The organism is Coleofasciculus sp. B1-GNL1-01, assembly GCF_040220235.1.
Taxonomy (GTDB): Bacteria; Cyanobacteriota; Cyanobacteriia; order Cyanobacteriales; family Coleofasciculaceae; genus Coleofasciculus.
In genome coordinates, this window is sequence record NZ_JAVJTO010000009.1 from 1 (window position 1) to 22,035 (window position 22,035).

Below are 22,035 nucleotides of genomic sequence, written 5' to 3' on the forward strand. Positions count from 1 at the left end.
AACGGGATTTTCACCTGCATTAATGCTGAGACTTCCGGCTGTTCCGGTTTGGGTGGATGCTGATATTTCACTGCCGTTAGTTAACTGTACGTTCTCTAAACCTTGTAAAATAATATCTTGGCTCTCACTAGAGATGTTGGAAGCTGAAAGTTGCGATCGCGCATTCAAGCTTAACTGTTCGGTATTTATCGTTACACCCCCAGCTTTCCCACCTTCACCAGTGGCTTCAACCGATAGGCGGCTGTTGTTGAGAGATACCGAATCAACCGGATTTTCACCTGCATTAATGCTGAGACTTCCGGCTGTTCCTGTCTCTGTCGAGGCTGATATTTCACTGCCGTTGGTTAACTGTACGTTCTCTAAGCCTTGTAAAATAATATCTTGGCTCTCACCAGAGATGTTGGAGGCTGAGAGTTCCGAGTTCTCACTTAAGGTTAACTGTTGAGTATTAACCGTCAAACCCCCAGCCTTACCGCCTTCACCAGTAGCTTCAACGGATAGGCGACTGTTATCACTCACTTGCACCGAATTAGCGGGATTGGAGTTAGCATTAATGCTTAAGCTTCCGGCTTGACCCGTTTCAGTCGAGGCTTGAATGACACTATTGTTGCTAACTGTCAAGGTATCCAAACCTTGTAAGATAATCCCCTCACTGCTACTAAAGACATTAGATGCCAATATCTGTGCATCATTTTCCAGGGTTAACTGCTGGGTGTTGAGGCGAATTTCTCCGGCATTACCCTTATCCGTAGCAGCAGCAGATAGTTCGACACCACCAGTGAGGGTAAGTTGGGGAGTAGTAACCTCTACATTACCCGCATCCCCTGTACTGCGGCTTTCTACCGCTAACCGCCCTTGTCCAGCAATGGTAATCGCTTGCGGCGCACTCAGGATTAAATCGCCACCTTTGCCACTTCCAGAGGTAGAAGCCGAGACTTGGGAATTGGGCGCTAGGGTAATGTCTAGGGTGGATTGATCCTGATAGGGGTTCAGGGTTAAGGTTCCGGCGGGGGTTTGTCCTTCGGTTTCAGCAAAGACACCCACGATTCCGGCTAAGTTCATCGTGGATGCATTTAAGGTGATACTGCCACCTCCCTCTGTATTCGTGGCGGTATCGGTGGCGGTTGCGGTAATTCGGGCGGTGTCGGAGAGGGTTAAGGTTGGGGTATTAATAATAATGCTTCCAGCTTTGCCTGCGTCACTTGTTTCTACAGACAGAACTGGGGAAAAATCATTGACACCAATGCCGAGATTGACGGCGGTGGGAGCATTAATTTCAATTGTGCCACTATCGCCACTACCTTCAGTGAAGGCAAATACTTTTGCTCCCCTGGCAACGGTTAAGGTGGAGGTATCGAGGATTATGTCTCCGGCGTTTCCCTCTCCTGTGGTTGAGGTAGAAAGTTCTGTTTGTTGTATGTTTAAATCGGTGCTGGTAATTTCAATTTTGCCAGCATTGCCTGCTCCTACAGTTTCTGTGGTAATGTTTCCTTCGCCCTGAATTGTAATGGAGTCGGGAGCCTTAATGTTTATATCTCCCCCGTTTGCTTGGTTAGAAGTAGAATTAGTGGCAGCAGAAATAGATGTTCCCTGTGCCAGGTTAATCGTTAAATTTTGTGCGTTTTGGTAGGATTGAAGAGTAATATTTCCGGCTTTGCCAGAGTTAGTGGTTCCGGCAAATAGTTCACTATCAGAACCGATGAGCATAATTCCTTGACCTGCCTCGATATCGAGACTGCCTGCCGCACCTGTGCTGCTAGTGTTACTTCTAATAAAACTACTATTGAACGTAACCAGAGCGGGGCTAGTTATCATGACATTACCGGCTGAGGCACTACCTTTGGTATCAGTTTCAATCTGACTGTTGTTGAATGTGAGATCTCCCAAACTGGTGATAATGACATCTCCTGATTGACCTGTCTTACCAACATCTAAAGTGATTTCTTGGCCGTCGGAAATTTCCAGGGTGAACTGTCCGCTGGTCAGAATATTGGTATTTGTGATTGATAAATTTCCAGAGCCTTCTACTAAAACAGTCCCAGATTTGGCGTTTTCCCAAGAAGATAGGGTTAATATCTCTAGATTGCTCACAATGTTTCGAGCTTTTATAGTAACGTCACCACCATTTCTTGCGGTTCCTTGCTCGGAGATAGAAAAGGAGTTAAGACTGGAAACGTCTTCTTCACTACCGAAAATATTGCCCTCTATGGCGCTGAGGAAAATTGCTCCCCCATCGCCAGAAGAGGAGAAGCCATACCTGGAGGAGGAGGCGGAGTCAAGATCGTTTATGGTGATGTTATCGCCTGCTATGAGAGACATCACTCCCCCATTGCCAGAAGAGGAGGAGCTGAAGCCGGAGGAGAAGGAGTAGGAGTCAAGATCTTTTGTGGTGATATTACCGCCTGCTATGAGAGACATCGCTCCACCATCACCAGAAGAGGAGGAGCCAGAGGAAAAGGAGGAGGAGGCGGAGTTGAGATTACCGTTAGTAGTGATGTTACCACCTGCCGTGAAAGACATCCCTCCCCCATCACCAGAAGAGGATGAACCAGAGGAGGAGGAGTTGGAGGCGGAAAAATAGGAGGAGGAGTTGGAGTTAAGATTACCGTTAGTAGTGATGTTACCACCTGCCGTGAGAGACATCCCTCCCCCATCGCCAGAAAAGAAGGAGCCTGAGCCGGAGGAGAATAAGAAGTGACCGGAGGAGGAGGAGTTGGAGTTAAGATTACTGTTAATAGTGATGTTACCACCTGCCGTGAGAGACATCCTTCCCCCATCGCCAGAAAAAGAGGAACCCGAGGAAGAGTAGAAGGAAGAGTAGGATGAGTAGGATGAGGAGTCAAGATTACCGTTAGTAGTGATGTTGCCGCCTGCGGTGAGAGACATCCCTCCCCCATTGCCAGAAAAGGAGGAGCCTGAGGAGGAATAGAAAAAGGCTCCGGAGTAGGAGTAGGAGTTAAGATCACCGTTAGTAGTGATGTTGCCACCTGCGGTGAGAGACATTCCTCCCCCATCGCCAGAAAAGGAGGAGAAAGAGTCAGAGGAAGAGTTGAGCTCTTTTGTGGTGATGTTACCGCCCGCTCTCAGAGTAATAGTCCCTCCATTACTCCTAGAGGAGGAATCTATGATTTCTGTCGTGATATTGGCACTGGCATCAAGCCTAATCGCCCCTCCCTGAACACGATTGTTCGTGTGCAGGTTTCCCACACTGATGCCACCATTTGTGGCGTTGAGATTTATTGAACCACTCTCAACCCCAGACGTCTTAATATTCCCCAGCGTCAAACTCGCGCCAGACATCTCAATATCCCGCCCATTCGTATACAGAGTATCGGCAACAGTATCCTCCATCACTACCGAACCCACCCCATCCCCATCTGCATCAGCCGTGAACTCAATCCCCCCACTCCCAGGAGCAAAATCTAAAGCATCATCCGCTAAATCATCAATCTGAATATCGTTAGTCGCCTGTAAAACAATATTGGTATCCCCCGCCAACCCTTCCAACTCCGACTCATAAATCGTCGTTGGTGCTGTATCATCAATCTCACTCAACGGCGTACTCAGAATCGCCCCCGCCACTCCCGAATTATTCCCAGCAAAACTCCCCTCACCATCAACCCCACTATCCCCATTACCATTAGCAATCCGAATATCTATTGGGTCAAGCAACAACGTCCCCGCTAACCCAAAAACCGCACGAGTATCCACGTTTCCACGAAATATCAGATGTTGCTTCCCCGATACCTCAACCAATCCCCCATTTCCCCCATCAACTCCCCCACGGGCGTTAATAGTTCCATAAAACCCCGTTACCTCATCTGCCCACAAAACCACCGTACCTCCATCCCCGTTGATTAAAGCATTAGCATTAATCGTCACATCCGGCTCAACCACAGTTCGCGCTGCTGTGGGAATCGTACCTTGACCCTGAAAGGAACCACCAATTAATACCGTTCCCCCGCCTATATCCGAGGACACATCAACCTCAGCGTTGTCTAATAAACCAATCCTCTCTCCCAACACCATCACTGTTCCCCCTGGTGCGGTGAGAGAACCCGTACTCGTGACTTGATTCCCGTATAACGCCAAAGTTTGCCCCGATTCTACCGCTAAATTCCCCTGATGATTAATATCTCCCGTCGGTGGAGTTCCATACTGCAATCCAGGTGTCACATTAATCGTCAACAACGGCGGCGCTTCAGGATTCGTGGCACTAAATTCACTGCCATCAGGAAAGGTAAAACTATTGGCTGTAGACGCCACAAATGAACCGCCAACATCCAACCGCGCATTCTCACCAAACACAATCCCATTGGGATTAATTAAAAACAGGTTAGCTGTGCCATTTGCCCGAATCCAGCCATCAATATCCGAAATATTAGTCCCCGTTATCCGCCCTAAAATGTTCTCAATATCCAACCCATTATAAAAAAACGCCTCACCCCCCGTCTGTACAGAAAACTCTTCAAAACTATGGAACAGATTCACTCCCCGCACCGTTCCCCCTTCAATCAGGCAAACCGGACATCCCGTCACCTGAGAATTGACCGGAAGTGTATTATCCGGCACAATTTGCGCCGAAACTGGACTCAAACTCGTCAAAACAGTAACCGAGAGACTGCTCAGAAGTGAAGCGTAACCTGTTGTCTTTCCCATGATTAAATCCTCATCGTGGCAGCTACATCCGGCTGGCTATGTGTTAGCGCCAGCGTTGTTAGTACGATGCGAAACCCTGAAAATTAGTCGATTGACAGAAAAGCTACGAGGGGAATTAAATGAAGCTTAGATTATTTCTCATTGGAGAATATAATCTGTTACAAAATTTAATCCTCCAGTTGTTTTTTTGGGGTGGCGTGGGTGACTGGACGCACGTCGGTCATCGGTGTCAATTTAAGCAAAGAAAGCGATACCTTGATCTGACCCCTCCCTAACCCTCCCCTTGTCAAGGGGAGGGAAATCGAATAGCTTTGGTTTCCTGTCGCTAGAATTGATGCGTCCCTGTCGTTAGCAGAATACCTATTGGATTTCCCCACAAAATTAGGGGTTGAGGTATTTGTGTAGTTGGTCATCACCCAGAAGAAAATAATGGTTTGTAGTCAGTGCTTTAGCACGGCAGGCACGCTTTGTACCGACTACAAACCTCTCTGCTTCCAGTGTCATTTCCCTGAAGTTCGGCACAGTTATATTGTGCGGCTTGAGGCAATCAATAAGTTCAGAAAAATTCAGGACTATAATTCAGGTATAGTTCAGATATAGTTCAGGTTTGTTCAGGATGGTGAGGAGCGATCGCGAGTTTGAAGGGTAACGCTTACAGAAACCGTAGGGGCGCACCGACGTGCATCCGTGTCAACTTAAGCAAAACCCCTCTCCCCCAGCCCCTCTCCCACGCCGGGGAGAGGGGAGTAAGAGAGTCTGGTTCCCCTTCTCCCCACGGTGGGAGAAGGGGTTAGGGGATGAGGGGGAAATTTTGAGCAGTAAATAGACATAGCTGAAAACTTTGCCAGCATTGGTTTTCGACCTTAAGTTGACACCAATGACCGACGTGCGCCCTTTGCCGACATACACCCTTCCCTGATGTTGGCGAAACCCTTAAAAAAATCACGAAACCTGTGAATCGGGGCGGGTTTAGTTGCATCTGGGTGCAATCGAAAAGATAGTAGTAAAACCCGTCCCTAAACATTCTCGCGCCATCCCTGACTAACAAGTGAGTTACACGTCTGTGCTACCCGACAAAATAATGGTGCGTTACGCTGCGCTAACGCACCCTACAATTTAGGAATAATCTTGGGATAAATTGGGAATAAATTGGCTGAATTTATGATAATTGAATTCCGAATAAGGGATAAAATCAGCCGTTAACGAACGCCAAAACTAGACACCGCTAACTCTTGAGTTCGCATTTGCAATTCTTCCACCCGTTGGGAATCCCCTAACGCTTCATAGCCAGCTTGCGCTTGGTTAAATAAGCGAATCGCTTGCTCCGTTTTCCCCAGCATAATCATCACTTCCGCCAACCCCACTTGAGCCTTAGCTTGACCTTCAATATTCTCACTGGCGATCGCTAATTCAATCGCCTGTTCATACCGTTCCTGCGCCAGCAGATTTAATCCCTCATGAGCATAGAGATCACCAAGAAGCTGATACACTTGAACCGTTTGGCTTCCTGACTGAACCAAGGACTCCAGAATTGCGATCGCCTCACTATCGAGATCTTCCTCAAAATACACATCCGCCATTGCCAACGCTTGGGCTGCTTCTGACAAATCCGATTGTGCGATCGCCTGAATCTTTTCCTGAACCCGCTGGGCTACATCAGGGTAAACCAGCCTGAATCGATATTCTCCGCCTTTATCCAACTGGGATGAGGTTCCATCCGCCTCGACAACCACTAGATACTCTTTTCCTCGCTGTAGGACAGGTTCACCGGGATAAACCACCTCAGTCCCACTCACCTGAGTCTCCCAATAAACCCCGGAACCCGTAACTCGCACCGTATAACGACTGACTCCCGCCACCGGATTCCAACGTATCGTCGGTTTACCATCGAGTATTTCCCCGCGATGGGGCGTAATCACGTAAGGAATCGTGGGATCATCGCCACCAAGCTTATGAGCTGGTTTCAGGACTCGATCCCGGAACACACCCGAAGTATTGGGTTTTCCACAAAAGTAAGACACCGGATAGATTTGAGCCGATGGCACTCTATAGGACGATACCCCTCGACAAACAATTTTTGCCCTTTGCCCACGTATGGCTTGCAGTTGATCCCTGTGATGCAGAGGTGTACCCGCCGCAACCGTTCTGAAACTTGACCATCCCTGACGTTTGAGCAGAACCCGTCCCTCAGCCACTCGATTTTGAGCCGCGATCGCTCCTGTCGGTAGAGTGGTTAGGACTAACGCTAAAGTCAAGCCTACAAAATGATATCTTTTCAATCTCATTATTGGTAGCTTCATCATAATTCCTCCGTTTTTCTCTGGTTAGGAATATACTGAACGACCAACAATCACCCCAGTTGTCTAGGTTGTCTGTTAGAAGTTGTTCAACAGATGCACCCTTAATGAGTAAATTTACTCCCCTCTTACTCCCCTCTCCCAACGTTGGGAGAGGGGTTGGGGGTGAGGGCTGTAGCTTGAGTTGACACCAATGACTGACGTGCGCCCATTAAATCTGTAAAATCTATTCCCTTATCTTAACTGTGTCACGCCAGCCGTTACTACATCGTCTAAGGATTAACAGAATCTGCCCCCGGAGTAGCTTCCTCGGAAGTCGATGTTAGACGTTGTTGGGCTTGGTCAAACCATCGATCTTCATCGGGATTCAGCCCATCCACTAAATCGCGACATTTTTCCCAGAACGGAAGTGCCGCTTTTTTGTTCCCTTTTGCCTCTTGGACTTGAGCCAACAGACAATAAGCCGAAGCGCGATCGCTGTTTATATCAATTGCTTCTTTCAGATAAGCATCCGCTTCCTCATACCGACCCTGTTTCAGCCGCGCCCAGCCTAAATTTTTGAGCAAAAAGTACCCCAATTCTGGATCATGAGGTTGTAGAAGACCTTGTTTCAATAAAAAAGCTGCGCCGGAATAGTTCTTATCCAGAATATACAAGCGACCAAGATTGCTATAGGCACTCATCTCACCGCCTAACATAGCAATTTGGTAGTAACTTTTCGCTTTTTTAAAGTCCAGCAAGTTCTCGTAAGCGGAACCCAATCGAAAATGAGCCTCCATATTATTCGGGTCAAGTTCAGTCGCTCGACGGTAATTTTGCAGCGCATTAATCAATTGTCCAGCCAACTGTTCCCGCTTACCCTGTTCTACATAATACTGAGCAATTTTAGGTAAAGAGGCGTGCAAACTAATCAGACTCACCAACACCAACAACGTTCCCCCCAGCTTCACCTCTTGCCAAAAATGCTGGGGAATCTTCAGGCTTTCCAGCGCCTTCTCCACCGTATGCTGTCCCGTCTTAGTCAACGTCCCTTTAGCTGCTGTTAGCGCTAATACCGCCTGACCCACCACCGCAAACGCTCCCAGTGCATCCACGCCGCCACTCAAAAATCGGGACGAAATCGCCACCACTAAGCTAAAATTCACCGTCAAAATCGGCATCGTAATCGCGCCCCAGAGCCAATCATAGCGATCCCAGGCATGGACATACTCCAATGTATCGAAAAACCACCACCAGGCGGTTTTGGGCGGATTTAAAATATCTCGCCATTGAGCTAACGGAGCAATTTGAACGATCACATCCACTTTTTCTTTTAAGCGTTGGTCGAGTTCACTCAGCCTCAATAGGGTCTTCTTAGGATTCTGGCAGGTTTGGGCTAAAAGCGACTGAATGCGATCCCTCGTTACCAAAACATCGAGAACAATTTCTGTAGCATTTTCATCGTTCCGCTTTCGTTTTGTCACCGTCAATGCTTCCAGCTTCGTCAGCGCGTCGGTATAGCGCTGGAGTGCATTCTCTAAATCAAGGGAATTCATGGAAAATTGGGAAATCCTATCCTGTTAGTTCCTATCGCAATAGTTTGGCACAGCAGAAGCTTTACGAAAGATTATAAACCGTTAAATTTCTATAACCCATCGCTATTAACAGACGATAGAATTTGTAGGATAGTTGGAGACAAGGCTTCAGGGAAGAAGGCAGAAGGGTTTTTACTGATACCTGGTCGTTTCAGTCTGCAATGAAGTCCTAACCTTTATGGCGACAGCTATAGCTCAAGTCCATTCAAATGGACTAAGACCCATTTGCCAAATGATTGCCACAGAGGATTCACGCCATAGAAGGCTCACAACGTTTTACTATGGGGCAAAGTTACAGGCAGACTGCTACACTAATATTCCCTCTTGATTACTGCTATTATTCCTAACTTCCAAAGGTAAAAATATCGTCATCACTTCCCCAGCTTGCGGTCGCTGACGCACAATTAGTTTACCGCCCAAGGCTTGGAACAAATGCTTGGTCACGTTTAGATTCAAACTCAGACTGCCTGTTTCTGGCTGAAACATTAATAACTGACCAATTGACTTTAACGTCTGACAGGTTGACTGTCCAAACTTATCCAAATTACCCGAATTGTCTGGGTTAGGTTGAGACTGAAATTGCAATTTTAACTGGTCTCCAGCGGGAGTGACCTGCACCTGAATATGACCGCCAGCGGGTAAGGTGCGGGTAAAATTCTCCACTAAACCCGTCAACACCTGATCTAACATCGAAGGATTACTCACCACCGTCGGCAGATTTTGCGGCAATACGACATCCAAGCTGACATTACGCCGCTGTGCCTGCTTTTGCCAGTGGGGAATACTATTCTGTAAAATTTGAGCCAATGACATTGATGTGAGATTAACCGGGGCTTCTTTCACCGCTTTTGTTTCTAATTCAACGGCTCTAAAAATTAACTCCATCCGGTTAATCTGTTCTGTACATTCATGATCTATGATTTCCAGACGCCGAATCACTTCTGGTGCTAAATCTTTACGTTTTAATAATAATTTAGTTAACGTGCGAATCGTCGTTAGTGGTGTGCGGACTTCATGAGTTAAAGCTTGCAGAAGTTCCACATCAGGGGCGGATTCACAGAGTTGAGACACTCGATGATTAACACGAGTTTCTGACTTAGCTAAGGGTTGCCAATCCCGGTCTTCAATTGTCTCACTGTACGCCGGATCTGTAGAAACTTGAGTAACTGAATTAATCGGTGTTACTGCTATGGTTTCATTCTTCGGTTCTACAGAATATTCCGGCATATTTTGCAGCAACTGACGCCCAAATTGCATAACAATTTTATAATCGGGAGGCTGAGGCGCAAACTGCTTAACTAATGTATCTAAATAACTCAGTTGATGGGGATTGGCTAATAATAATCGAGGATAAAGAGACGCCCAAGCTTTTTGCACATCCTCTGGATCAAAGGAGAAGCGAAATCCAGGTACACCATTGGGATCGTCTCCCGCTGCCATAACTAAACTAAAGCCACGGGTAAAGACTAAACAAAACTGCTCCTCAGTCAATGAGTCAGCCGGAAATAAGCAGAGTTCATAAGTCGTATTAACCGTACCTTGAGCTTTTTCCGGTTGAGCTGGAGGCAATTGAAAGGGCATAAAACTCCAGGGATTTACGGTTTCAGTCGTAAACACCCCCGTTTGAAAATGAGAAAGCAAATCAGAGTGGCTTAAAACAGGTGCAGGACCGGCTAAAACTAACCCATTTAGAGATGCTGAGTTGTCGCCTTGATCTTCTGAGCAAAGGACTTGTAAGAGTAACTGTTCCAAAGACGCGATCGCACTTTGCCATTCTCGCTGCGATCGCCTTTCGTCTCTCATCCGCTGACTCGCCGCACTGCGCTGTCCCTTATCCATGACAACCGTTGTCGATTCAACCTGAGATTCGACCGGATTGTTCACCCCAGTCGGCGTATTCTGAGCTAAAACTTCGCTGATGTTTGGTAACAACCACTTTTGCACCACTATCTATCCCCATGAACTGCCAATTCTACTTGTCTATCTATGAGGATACTGGCAGTCGTCATCTCTCCGGGGTCGTAGAACCGAACCCCTGAGTCGCAATTTCCGTGGAATGGTCTTATGTCCTTGCTCATACTCGCTTTCATTGAGAAGCAAGCTACGTCCTTTGTCAGGAAACAATGAGGAGAGAGAATGGTTAGGACAGGTATCAATTGTTCCCCTCCAGCAATCAGTTGCAGACTTGGGGGTAGCGTATAAGAACTTCTTTCAATCCCGCTCTGGTAAACGCAAGGGACCCAAGGTAAACCCGCCACGGTTTAAACGGAAAACCAACCGTCAAACGGCGCGGTTCACTCAACGTGGGTTTAAGATTAAGGCGTCCAAGGTCTACTTAGCCAAGATTGGGGACATCAAAGTCAAGTGGTCGCGTCCTCTGCCATCTGAGCCTAGTTCTGTAACGGTGATTAAAGACTGCGCTGGTCGGTACTTTCTCAGCTTTGTCGTTGAGGTAAAGCCAGAAATCAAACCGCCCAAGAACCCATCCATCGGGATTGATTTGGGGTTGAAAACGTTTGCCTGTTGCAGCAACCGGGAAAAGATTGATAGCCCGAACTATTCCCGCCTCTACCGCAAGCTAAAGCGTTGCCAACGGCGGTTAGCTAAACGGCAACAAGGCAGCAAACGGCGAGAACGGATGCGGGTGAAAGTAGCCAAGCTCAATGCCCAGATACGGGATAAGCGTAAGGATTTCCTGCATAAACTTTCTACTAAGGTGGTCAACGAGAACCAAGTGATTGCCAAGCGAGGATTTGAACGTTGGCGGTATGCTTAAAAACCGCAAATTATCACGGGCAATTAGCCAAGCTGGATGGTATGAATTCCGGTCATTGTGTGAGGGTAAAGCCTGCAATCACAACCGGGACTTTCGAGTCATCAACCGATGGGAACCTACCAGTCAGGTTTGTTCTGAGTGTGGGTACCGATGGGGGAAAATAGACTTGTCGGTACGGTCTATTGTGTGCATCAATTGCGGCGTGGAACACGACCGGGATGATAATGCCTCGGTTAACATAGAACAGGCTGGACTTGACGCCGAGCGAAGTCGAGGTGTCAAAGTCGGGGTTGGGCAGATCCACGACTCTAAACGGACGGGGAGCGCGTGTAAGACCTCGGATGAGGCAGTGTGTGGTGAGCCGTCAACCCACCGAGAGTACATTCAGTTATCGCTGTTTGACGCTTTTGGGAATCACCGTCCTTATAGGGCGGTGAGGATGTCAAACAATTCTTTCTTCCTACAGATGGACAAGTGACTAATAGTGGTTATCTCCCACGATTGATGAATGTCTGCCAGAGAAATGTAGAAATAGGGGTATTAGGGTGAAAACCTATAGAGAGATGGAGGCGGATACTATGACGTTAGGTCAATATCAACGCGGTGTGGGGGTCTTTCCGACGCGACAAGCCACCGAAGAGGCTCTCAAACATCTGAGAGATGCCAATTTTCCCATGAACCAAGTATCAGTCATTGCCCGGGATGAGGAGCAAATTGCTGGCGTTAATGTGCAAGACGATACCGAAAATGAAACCGGAGAAGGTGCAGCGGCTGGTGCAGTTGCGGGGGGAGTGACAGGAGGGATCGTCGGTTTAATTGGTACGCTGGGTGCGATCGCGCTTCCTGGAGTTGGACCCATTTTAGTCGGCGGTGCAGCCGCTTCAGTAATTGGTAATACGCTCTTGGGTGGGGCGGTTGGTAGCGCGGCTGGCGGCTTATTTGGGGCGTTACTTGGCTTGGAAGTTCCCGAAGCCGAAGCTAAACTTTACCAAGATCGCTTAGAAAAAGGACATTATTTAATCCTAGTGGATGGCACACCAGAGGAAATCAGCCGTGTGGCTTCTATCCTGAAACCTCAAGGAATTCAAGAGTGGAGAAGTTATAACCGTCCTGAAGTGAATACTCCCGCTCCCGGCTATACTCACCCAACGGCGGCTCCGGTGGGATCTCCTACACCCCTGGGCGCGACGTACACAGGACCCTTTGGTGAACCTTTGGGTGCAACGCCGACGGGTGTAACTCCGGCTACTCCACCAGCAACAGCACCAACACCTGTAACGCAAAATCAGCGAGCGATTGGTGTCTTTTCTTATGAGCAAAATTTAAAAAATGCTCTCGATGGGTTAAAAGCGGCTGGATTTGACATGAACCTCGTTTCAGTGATTGCCAAAGACGCCGAACATCCCGATCAGGTGTCTGGGGTGAGAGTTACCGATCCCGTGAGTCATGAAAAAGCCAAAGATGCAACCACAGGGACGGTAGCTGGGGGTGTCTTGGGGGGATTAACCGGATTACTGGTTGGGTTAGTCACCGTAGCGGTTCCTGGTGTGGGTCCTGTGGTATTTGTTGGAGGCGAAGCCGCCGCGATCGCATCTGCATTAGGCGGAGGAGCTATTGGTGCGGCTGCTGGTGGTTTGGTCGGTATACTCGCGAACTTAGGCGTTCCTGAGGAGCAAGCCAAAAAATATAGCGATCGCCTCTCTCATGGGGATTATCTGGTGTTGGTTCAGGGAACGGATGAGCAAATAAGCCAAGCCGAAACCATTCTGCGCGATCGGGGTATTGAGGAATGGGATATCTACAACAGTCCTAGCGCTCCCATGACCTATCCCGGTCGTGTCTTTCCATAGTTAACATCAACTACCCCGCCCATAGCCTAGCTATGGACGAGGTATCCAGCCGAGAAAGAAGGATGAAACAATAAAGGATATGGCAACCCGCGCAGGCGGGTTTCGTTTGTGTAGCTGCGGTTACCCTACGGGAAGCTGCTCCGCGTCTACAACCGCCAAGCTAACCTAGTTTGACAGTGAACCCTATCACCCATAGGATTGATATTTCTAGTAAGCCTTCCTGAATCCCTTCTGATCAGTCCCAGTTTGACGATAACTACTTATTATTTATAGCCAAATTTGGTGCTGATCTAGCCTGAAAAAATATGTCATCCATTCAAAGACTGACCCCAAGCAAAAGTAAACGTAAAGTCCGTCGCGCCCTTTGGTTTGAACGTTTGATGGCGCTTGTGGCTTCGTTCAACTACTTCTTAGTCTTATTTGACTTGACCTACCTGCCTCTGCGAGATTTTTGGCTACATGGGGAAGTCCAATTAGTGAGTTTTGACATCGGTCCATGGAGTTTTCCCGGTTGGTCTTTAGAGGTTCCCCTACCTCCGATTACCCAGTGGTATGACCCAATCAAAGGGATTCAACCCTATCGAGAAACCGAACACTATTTGGACAAGGTTAATGCATTGGAAGCAGAAATTGATGCAACCAACCTAAGAACAAAACTGAGAAGCTTACAATCTCCTGAAGTTATCCAACTTTTAGAAGATCTGCGCCAACGTAGCGTAGACATGATTGAGACAAACCCGTTCCAACTTGCCGATAAAACGGGAGATTTGGAAAAAATAAAAAATAAGATGCGGGGGCATATTCCCAATGACGAGGATTCTGCCAAAGAAGCATTTAGAGAATTTTGGAGTCAAGAAAACTTAACCGCTAAAGACCCAGAGAATGAACTCGAATTTTTCAACGAGGAGATTCGTCCTCTGATTGCAGCCAACTACTACCGTCCCATTGGAGAAACAGGGGATTTTGTTGATTATTTTGGACTCCGCATTGACTTCCCGTTTTTCCTAGTCTTTTTGACAGATTTTTTGGGTCGTACTTGGTTCATCAGTCGCCACCGCACCGGGGTCAGTTGGATCGATGCGATGTTATGGCGTTGGTATGACATCTTTTTGTTGATTCCCCTCTGGCGCTGGCTGCGAATCATCCCGGTGACGATTCGACTGGATCAGGCAAGGTTAATCGATATGAGTGCGATTCAGAAACAAGCGCGTCAAGGATTTGTCGCTGAAATCGCTGGCGATATGACCCAAGTAGTGGTGATTCAGATTATTAATGAACTCCAATCTTCCATTCGCCAAGGAGAGATCGCGAATTTTCTTCAGCAACGGGAAGTCCGCCCCTACATCGATCTCAACGAAACCGACGAAGTCGCAGCACTGACTAAGATTATGGTGCAGATGACAGTGAATCAGGTGCTTCCCGCCATCCGTACCGATATAGAAGACTTGCTACGGCATAACGTGGACAAAATTTTGAATCAGTCTCAAGCCTATCAGGGACTAGAGAGAGTACCGGGTGTAGAAAGAATTCGCACTCAGTTAACCGAACAACTGGTACACCAAATTACCCAAGCGCTTTACAATGGATTAGACGCCGCGATCGCAGATGATCCAGTTGGGGATCAAATTCTGCAACGGTTAATTCGTCATCTGGGCGAAGCTTATGGCTCTCAAATTCAGACCCAGAAAACCTTAGATGAAATTCAATACTTGCTCAACGCCTTCTTAGAGGAATTCAAAGTCAATTACGTTGAGCGTTTGTCCCAAGAGGACTTAGAGGACATTCTTGACCAAACCCGGGCAATTCGGCAAAAGCGACAGGTGTAGTTGATGAAGATGAGGGAGATAGGGGAGGTGGAAGTCAAAACTATGCCCTCGAAGGTCGTGAAGGGTCAAAACTCCACCATTATCCTCCTTTGCTTGTGGTAACCCGATCCCACAACCTGCAAAGATTGCGCTAAACTCTAACATAGCAACGGAAGTTACTCTATCCTGATGTCGGAGTCTGGGGAAACTATAAAACTGTTCCCAAGTACACAAGCAGGGTAGAGATTGTGTCAATCGTCGCTAAGCTTCTTGGCAGAAATTTTACCTGGAGGTGGGTTGAACCCACTTTTTTTGTTGAAGTTTTTCTATGACTCATCCCCTGATTCCCCAACTAATCGATTTGGCAACCCCAGTAGCTGAAAAATTGGGATTGGAGTTCGTTGGGGCGGTGTTTCACACGAACAGACGTCCCCCTGTACTTCGGGTAGATATCCGCAACCGCGACGGCGATACGGGTTTAGATGACTGTGAACGTATGAGTCGGGCTTTAGAAGCTGAATTAGATGCCGTGGATCTGATTCCTGACGCCTATGTTTTGGAAATTTCTAGTCCTGGGATCTCGCAAGAGCTAACGACAGACCGAGACTTCATCGCATTTAAAGGATTTTCCGTGGTGGTCAACACGGCTGAACCTTACCAAGGACATAAAGAATGGCGAGGGCAATTAATTCGCCGGGATGATACCCGTGTATATCTCAACCGAAAAGGACGGGCGATCGCCATTCCTCGTGATCAAGTAACTAAAGTTCAGTTCGATGAGCAGGGTTAAACCCGTTTAGATCATTAGTAATTAGTCATTGAACATTAGTTATGTTGTTAACGACCCACAATAAACAGTTTATGGAGATTTGCCTATGTCTATCGTTAATCTGCCGGGACTAAAAAAGATGATCGAAGAGATCTCTCAAAGCCATAATTTACCGAAATCAGCAGTCCAACAGGCACTGAGAGAAGCACTGATCAAAGGCTATGAGCGCTATCGTCGAGCGCAACGCATAGAGCGACCTCATTTTGATGATGAGTACTTTAACAACTTTGAAGTCGATTTAGATATCGAAGAAGAAGGATTTCGCATTCTTTGTACCAAAACCATTGTTGAGGAAGTTGGCAACACCGATCATCATATTTCCCTCAAAGAAGTTCAAGAAGTCGCATCAGAGGCACAATTAGGTGACTCGGTGGTTCTGGATGTTACTCCAGATCAACGTGATTTTGGTCGAATGGCAGCTATTCAAACCAAGCAGGTACTCTCCCAAAAACTACGGGATCAACAGCGTAAGTTGATCCAAGAAGAGTTTGAAGAGTTAGAAGGAACGGTTCTCCAAGCCAGAGTGCTACGATTTGAGCGGCAATCGGTGATCATGGCGATTAGCAGTGGCTTTGGTCAGCCAGAAGTGGAAGCCGAACTGCCCAAGCGCGAACAATTACCCAACGATACCTATCGCATTGGCAGTACCTTTAAGGTTTTTCTCAAAAAAGTGCGTGAAGGTCCTCACCGTGGACCCCAGCTTGTGGTTTCGCGAGCTTCGGCTGGTTTAGTGGTCTATCTGTTTGCCAATGAAGTCCCAGAAATCGAAGATGAAGTCGTGCGAATCGTGGCGGTGGCGCGAGAAGCTAATCCACCGTCGCGTCATGTCGGACCTCGGACTAAAATTGCCGTGGATACCCTAGAGCGAGATGTTGATCCCGTTGGGGCTTGTATCGGCGCTAGGGGATCACGCATTCAAGTGGTCGTCAATGAATTGCGTGGCGAAAAAATAGATGTGATTCGTTGGTCGCCTGATCCCGCTACCTATATAGCGAATGCTCTGAGTCCCGCACGAGTAGAGGAAGTCTTATTGGTGAATCCGGAAGGGCGTCAGGCTCACATTTTGGTCGCGGAAGATCAGCTCAGTTTAGCCATTGGCAAAGAAGGGCAGAATGTTCGCCTAGCGGCTCGTCTCACAGGTTGGAAGATTGATATTAAAGATATCGCCAAGTACGATTACGAAGCTGAACACCAGAAAATGCAGGAGTTACAAGCCGCGATCGCACAGAGGGAAGCCGAACTCGCTGATGATGAAGAAGAGGATGAGGAAGAACCAGAGAGAGAAACTTCCTCACCAGCCGAGTTAGAGGCAAAGGTGACAACTCCTCAATCCTTAGCTGAGGAGGAATTTGCTGAGGAAGAATTTGCTGAAGACGAGGAAGAATTTGCTGAAGATGAGGAAGAATTTGCTGAAGACGAGGAAGAGGAGGATATTTTGTCCTAATCTTAGGAGGATCAAAGCAAGGCGGTAGATTCCTTAAGGGCGTTGAACTCTTCTTGCACCTAACTTGATCAGAGGGAATGGGGAGAGATTTTCATGGAAGCTGGTGTACGCCGTTGCTCAAGACATCCTCCTCACTGTCCTCACCTCGTTTACCGAGATAGGTTACACCGTGAACAGTAAACTCATGCGAGCCTACACCAAAATCATTGTCCGAATCTTATGGAACCCAATTACCGACGTTGCCTAAGTTGTCGCCGGGTGGCTCAAAAACAAGCATTATGGCGAGTTGTGCGAATCCATCCATCGCGACAGGTAAAATTAGATCAGGGCATGGGACGTTCGGCTTATATCTGTCCTCAAGCGAGTTGTCTGGCGGCTGCTCAGAAGAAAAATCGATTGGGACGAGCGCTGAGGGCATCGGTTCCCGACGAAATTTATCAACGATTATGGCAGCGTTTAGAACCTTGTCCCTGGAGCATCCAACGCAGCAGCGATTGAGCCAATGCATCCAAAAAACTCCAGCAAGGCTCTCAATGAACCTAAGCAATCGCTAGGATAGTAAAGAAGTACCATTACTAATGGTGTTCGGAGGTGAGTCTGACCCTGATCAAGTTAACAACTCCTACCTGAGGAAGATACTGCGGATCTAGGGATCTAGAAAATCTATCGAGTTTTGTTAAGATTTGTGTAAGTTAACTATCCAGGCTCTGATTAAGAGTGTAAAGATATCCAACTGGCTGACAGTCAAGGATCGCCTGTGTAACATGAGTTATTGGTGAGTTATCGAGTAAACTCTTAAAGACACCTTATTGATTTAAGCCAATCCGGCACGAAAACCAATGACCACGCACGCTTTCAATCATTTAGTTATGGTGTAACAATATGTACGACGGGGGAATAGTGGATGAACAACGGCAAAGTCAGAATTTACGAATTATCACGGGAATTGAATTTGGACAACAAGGACATTTTGAATATTTGCGAAGGACTTCATATTGCAGTCAAAAGTCACAGTAGCACGATTACAGAATCTGAAGCTGAGCGAATCAGAGCGGCGGCGGAAAAATATGCTGAGGGGATCACTAGCCTCAAAGGTCGTGACCAAACAACCTCAGCATCTGCTGACCATGCAGATGGACGCTCTAACAATAACAATCAGCGCAAACAGCAAATTTTGAGCGTTAAGCCTAAGCCTCGTTCCAGTTTTAGCTCTTCCCAGGAATCAGAATCCGGGTCAAAGTCTTCTCAACCCCCCGTAAAGCCGACTGTGAATCCACCACGTCCACCCGCCCAGCTTAATCGACCAACCTCGGTGAATTTGCAGCAGGACAATTCTGAGTCAGAAACACCAACCCAATCTCAAGGGTCACAGGAGAACGTTACTAAAGCTGAAGTGGAAGCTAAAGAAGCTAAAGAAGCTAAAGAAACTAAAGAAGCTAAACCCAAACTTATCCAACCCCCCGTTCGACCAACGTCACCGAAACCGAGTCAACCCACCCAGGTTGAACGACCGAAATTGAAGCGCGAGCGATCGGATGAGACCCCTGTAGAGACAGCTAAGCCTGAGCCGCCTGAATCGACGAGTGAGCCTAAACCGCAAACGCCGGCTAAATCTCCCGCCCCTGCTCATCCGAAATCTCCGGCTCAGCCTGTTCCTAAACTGCAATCTCCCCCCAAACGCTCCCGACCGACTCGTCCGAGTGAGAGTCCTGAAGTGGCGGCTATCGATTCGGGTTCCTTAGAACAGAAGCAGGAGGAGGCCGATGAAAGCGTAGAAACCCTTCTGGAACCGCCGGAACTGAAAAATCTTAAAGCCAAACGACCCACGCCGCCACGTCAGTCGAAGAAACGTGAATGGATTGATGAGGAAGAGGAACGGGAAGGATCTAAACCCGGAAAAGCGGCTAAGCTCAAGCGGCGACCTAAACTGATCGAAGAAGATGAGGAAGAGTTTGATGGTAACTACCAAGCAGCTGACACCCCTGTAGCAGTCAGTATGTCGGTCGCTCGTCCTCCTAAACCTAAATCTCAAACGGGACAGACTCCCCCACCAACGGCAGCCAGTCAGGTTAGGAAAAAACCAGAAGTTAAAACCGGTAAACCAGAAAGTCGCGATCGCCGTCGTGAAAAGCAAGAAGTCGCCGAACGTCCTGAACAAATTGTCTTAAACGATTCGCTAACCGTTCGAGAGCTGGCAGATAAGCTGAACCTTGCCGAAACAGAGGTGATTAAGCAGCTATTCTTCAAGGGATTGGCAGTGAATATCACCCAAACCCTGGATCTGCCCACCGCTCAAATGGTTGCCGAAGAACTTGGCGTTGATGTTCAGACAGAAGAAGCTGAATCAGAAGCCGCTAAAACCGAAATGCTGGATGCGGCTGACTTAGAATACCTGGTTCGACGTCCACCCGTAGTCACAATCATGGGTCATGTCGATCACGGTAAAACCACGCTGCTGGATGCCATTCGCGAAACCAAAGTGGCACAAGGCGAAGCGGGAGGAATTACTCAGCACATCGGTGCTTACCATGTCGATGTGGAGCATGAAGATCAAGTCCAACAGGTGGTCTTCCTGGATACTCCAGGTCACGAAGCCTTTACCGCGATGCGGGCGCGGGGAGCGCGAGTAACTGATATTGCCATTTTGGTTGTTGCTGCCGATGATGGGGTACAACCCCAAACCCGTGAAGCGATCAGCCATGCGAAAGCTGCTGAAGTGCCAATTGTGGTTGCCGTTAACAAAATCGATAAGGAAGGGGCACAACCTGACCGCGTGAAGCAAGAGTTAATGGAACATGGATTAGTCCCAGAAGAATGGGGCGGTGACACGATCATGGTACCCGTGAGTGCGATCCAAAAAGAAAACTTGGATACACTCCTGGAAATGATCCTGCTCGTTTCTGACATTGAAGAACTCTCCGCTAACCCCGCCCGATTAGCCAAAGGTACGGTTATTGAAGCCAACCTGGATAAATCTAGAGGTCCAGTTGCCACATTGTTGGTACAAAATGGCACGCTGCGGGTGGGTGATACTTTAGTGGCAGGATCGGTCTTCGGTAAAGTACGAGCCATGATCGATGACCGAGGCAAACGAGTAGACGAGGCAGCCCCCTCCTTTGCCGTAGAGGTATTGGGTTTAAGCGATGTCCCGGCTGCTGGTGATGAGTTTGACGTCTTTGAACAAGAAAAAGAAGCTCGCGCCGTTGCGGATATGAGAAGCCAAGAACAGCGCGAATCTCGTCTGCAACAGGTGATGTCGTCCCGCCGAGTCAGCCTGAATAGCCTCTCTGCCAAAGCTCAAGAAGGGGAACTCAAAGAACTCAACTTGATCCTGAAGGCAGATGTACAAGGTTCGGTTGAAGCCATTCTGGGTTCACTCAAACAGTTACCCCAAAATGAAGTTCAAATCCGAGTCCTATTAGCGACGGCTGGAGAAGTCACCGAAACCGATGTGGACTTAGCGGCGGCTAGTGGTGCGGTAATCATTGGCTTTAATACCACTTTGGCTCACGGCGCTCGTTCTGCTGCTGAACAAGAGAGTGTTGATGTGCGCGAATACAACATCATCTATAATCTCTTGGATGACATTCAAGCGGCGATGGAAGGGTTACTGGAGCCAGAATTGGTGGAAGAACCCTTGGGTCAAGTGGAAGTCCGAGCTGTCTTCCCCGTCGGTCGCGGTGCGGTGGCAGGTTGCTACGTACAGTCAGGCAAAGCAGTGCGGAATTGCAAGATCCGAGTGCAACGTCGGGGTCAAATGATCTACGAAGGGGTACTTGATTCGCTGAAGCGGATGAAGGATGATGTCAAAGAAGTCAATGCCGGATTTGAATGCGGTATTCGTGTTGATAGATTCAATGATTGGACTGAAGGTGACATCATCGAAACCTATAAGATGGTGAGCAAACGCCGGACTCTATCAGCGACTTAGGTCATAAGTTATTAGTCCTTGGTTCATGACTAAGGACTAATCACAAAAGACAAAGGACAACCCAATGCGCTCTTTTTGGTCTGAACCGTTCTTGTGGATACATTTGGCGGGTTTAGCGGCACTGCCCCTAACGTTAGAGGTTGTCGCGCTAGGACTGGCAACGGGTGAACCCCTGTTACCTATCTGGCTAGAACTCTTAATTTTGGCAGTTATCGGCATCGCACCAGTTTTGTGGATGCAATTGACCCGCCCCTTTGACATTTTTAGTCTGCTCGTGGTTGCTCTGAAACCCGATCGCCTAACCGAATCCCAGCGACGACTGTTGAGCTTATTTGACCGGAAAACCAACCCGCTGCTAACAATTATGGCAGCAGGTTTTATGGTATGGGTACTGTGGCAAATTTATAGCATCGCTCCTTTAGCGGCAGGGATCGTTCCCTGGACAGTTCAATGGCACATCGCTGGATTGGCTTTGGCAGGAGTTGGGTTTCTGGCAAGCCACTTATTTTTGCAAGTGCCTTTGAGTGTGGTTCAAGTTCTATTCACTAGCGAGGCGGAGTGGGCAGCAACTCAACCTTATCCAGTGGAAAAAATACCGGAAAACTTTACAGTACCAGGGTTTCGGGTCAAACAAATTTTACCTGCGATCGCCCCAGAGTCATCCGTGGGCGAATCGTCCCCTGAACAAGTGGATTCATGAACCCCGCCCTACTTCGTGAGGACGGGGATTGGCAGAGGGAACCTGCCAGGAAGTCATGAATAGGGCATGAGTTGGTAAGGGATAACCACTTCCGAACGTTTCTCTAGTTCGGATTAGATGTAGGTCTAGGAATCTCTAGACGCTGGGTAATGCCAGGACACACCCTGATC

The 22,035-nt window shown here is 47.9% G+C and carries 12 protein-coding genes and 1 pseudogene; 9 read left to right on the forward strand and 4 right to left on the reverse strand.

Features of this window, described 5'->3' with window-relative positions; translation table 11 throughout:
• A partial coding sequence (locus tag RID53_RS01840) for a two-partner secretion domain-containing protein (protein WP_446386497.1) occupies positions 1 to 4,659 on the reverse strand: 4,659 nt, incomplete at its 3' end.
• Between RID53_RS01840 and RID53_RS01845 the strand changes: the two genes are divergently transcribed.
• The gene (locus tag RID53_RS01845) at positions 4,658 to 4,789 is read left to right on the forward strand and encodes a hypothetical protein (protein ID WP_446386498.1); all 132 of its coding nucleotides are present in this window, start codon (positions 4,658 to 4,660) and stop codon (positions 4,787 to 4,789) included. The genes RID53_RS01840 and RID53_RS01845 overlap by 2 nt on opposite strands.
• Positions 4,790 to 5,858: 1,069 nt before the next feature.
• Here RID53_RS01845 and RID53_RS01850 read toward each other — a convergent pair.
• From RID53_RS01850 to RID53_RS01860, 3 genes are all read right to left on the reverse strand, one after another.
• Positions 5,859 to 6,914, reverse strand: a complete 1,056-nt coding sequence (locus RID53_RS01850; protein WP_446386499.1) for a tetratricopeptide repeat protein — start codon at positions 6,912 to 6,914, stop codon at positions 5,859 to 5,861.
• A gap of 314 nt (positions 6,915 to 7,228) precedes the next feature.
• Positions 7,229 to 8,491 carry a tetratricopeptide repeat protein gene (locus tag RID53_RS01855; protein ID WP_446386500.1) on the reverse strand — a complete coding sequence of 421 codons (1,263 nt, stop codon included), beginning with the start codon at positions 8,489 to 8,491 and terminating at the stop codon, positions 7,229 to 7,231.
• Between the two features lie 345 nt (positions 8,492 to 8,836).
• Positions 8,837 to 10,477, reverse strand: a complete 1,641-nt coding sequence (locus RID53_RS01860) for a sensor histidine kinase (protein WP_446386501.1) — start codon at positions 10,475 to 10,477, stop codon at positions 8,837 to 8,839.
• 109 nt (positions 10,478 to 10,586) lie between these two features.
• Between RID53_RS01860 and RID53_RS01865 the strand changes: the two are divergent.
• The 8 genes and pseudogenes from RID53_RS01865 to RID53_RS01900 form a co-directional block, all read left to right on the forward strand.
• Positions 10,587 to 11,784, forward strand: a pseudogene (locus RID53_RS01865) (RNA-guided endonuclease InsQ/TnpB family protein); the annotation flags it as partial.
• 67 nt (positions 11,785 to 11,851) lie between these two features.
• Positions 11,852 to 13,156, forward strand: coding sequence for a general stress protein (locus RID53_RS01870; RefSeq protein ID WP_446386502.1), 1,305 nt, complete (start codon positions 11,852 to 11,854; stop codon positions 13,154 to 13,156).
• Positions 13,157 to 13,461: 305 nt separating this feature from the next.
• Positions 13,462 to 14,982, forward strand: coding sequence for a hypothetical protein (locus RID53_RS01875; RefSeq protein WP_446386503.1), 1,521 nt, complete (start codon positions 13,462 to 13,464; stop codon positions 14,980 to 14,982).
• Between the two features lie 307 nt (positions 14,983 to 15,289).
• Complete coding sequence (gene rimP, locus RID53_RS01880; RefSeq protein ID WP_446386504.1) at positions 15,290 to 15,751, forward strand: ribosome maturation factor RimP; 462 nt, start codon at positions 15,290 to 15,292, stop codon at positions 15,749 to 15,751.
• A gap of 85 nt (positions 15,752 to 15,836) precedes the next feature.
• Positions 15,837 to 17,234 carry a transcription termination factor NusA gene (gene nusA, locus RID53_RS01885; protein WP_446386505.1) on the forward strand — a complete coding sequence of 466 codons (1,398 nt, stop codon included), beginning with the start codon at positions 15,837 to 15,839 and terminating at the stop codon, positions 17,232 to 17,234.
• Between the two features lie 219 nt (positions 17,235 to 17,453).
• Complete coding sequence (locus RID53_RS01890; RefSeq protein ID WP_044206893.1) at positions 17,454 to 17,732, forward strand: YlxR family protein; 279 nt, start codon at positions 17,454 to 17,456, stop codon at positions 17,730 to 17,732.
• Positions 17,733 to 18,138: 406 nt separating this feature from the next.
• Positions 18,139 to 21,165, forward strand: a complete 3,027-nt coding sequence (gene infB, locus RID53_RS01895) for a translation initiation factor IF-2 (protein WP_446386506.1) — start codon at positions 18,139 to 18,141, stop codon at positions 21,163 to 21,165.
• 64 nt (positions 21,166 to 21,229) lie between these two features.
• Complete coding sequence (locus tag RID53_RS01900; protein WP_446386507.1) at positions 21,230 to 21,865, forward strand: low-complexity tail membrane protein; 636 nt, start codon at positions 21,230 to 21,232, stop codon at positions 21,863 to 21,865.
• Positions 21,866 to 22,035: the final 170 nt, after the last annotated feature.